Raw genomic sequence first — 619 nt, 5'->3', positions numbered from 1 at the left:
CCGAGCCCGGCCAAGGTCGCCGCTGCCGTGCGCAAGACGCTCGAATACCGTTGAGGGGAGCGCTGACATGAGTCGCATCCGCGCATTCACGATGCCCAAGTGGGGCATCGAAATGACCGAAGGCACGATCGCCGAATGGATGGTGAAGGAGGGTGAAACCTTCAAGCGCGGCCAGACGCTGTGCCTGATCGAAACCGCCAAGATCACCAACGAGGTCGAGGCCGAATACGAAGCCACCGTCCGCCGCATCATCGTGGACTGAGGGGCGGCCGAGGAACCCGTCGGCGCGCTGCTGGCGGTGTTCGACGAGGGTTCGCACTCGGGCGCCGAGATCGATGCCTTCGTGGCCGATTTCAAGCCGGCCGAGGGCGGCATCGCCCAAGGTGCAGGTAAGGGGGGCGCCGAGAAGACCAAGACCCAGGAGTCCGCTCCGGCTGCCGCTGCTGCGCCGGCTCCTGAAAAGCAGCGCATCAAGATCGACACCAACCGCCCGATCAGCCCCGAGGCCCTGCGCCTCGCGGAAGAAGAGGGCGTCGATATCGCCGGTATCGAGGGTTCGGGCCGTGGCGGTCGCATCACCCATCAGGACGTGGTGAAGGCGCTGCGCGGCGAGGGTGCT

At 66.2% G+C, this 619-nt stretch carries 2 protein-coding genes; both read left to right on the top strand.

Annotation, left to right across the window (positions count from 1 at the left end):
* The coding region (locus tag PKF00_RS44910; protein WP_369011204.1) for a biotin/lipoyl-containing protein at positions 1 to 262 on the top strand (262 nt) is incomplete at its 5' end.
* Positions 263 to 298: 36 nt separating this feature from the next.
* The coding region (locus PKF00_RS44905; protein WP_271223755.1) for an E3 binding domain-containing protein at positions 299 to 619 on the top strand (321 nt) is incomplete at its 3' end.

The sequence above is a fragment of the Streptosporangium carneum genome (assembly GCF_027922005.1).
Classification (GTDB): Bacteria; Actinomycetota; Actinomycetes; order Streptosporangiales; family Streptosporangiaceae; genus Streptosporangium; species Streptosporangium carneum.
The sequence above is the reverse complement of the archived record's forward strand: the minus strand, read 5'-3'. Positions and strand labels throughout refer to the sequence as shown.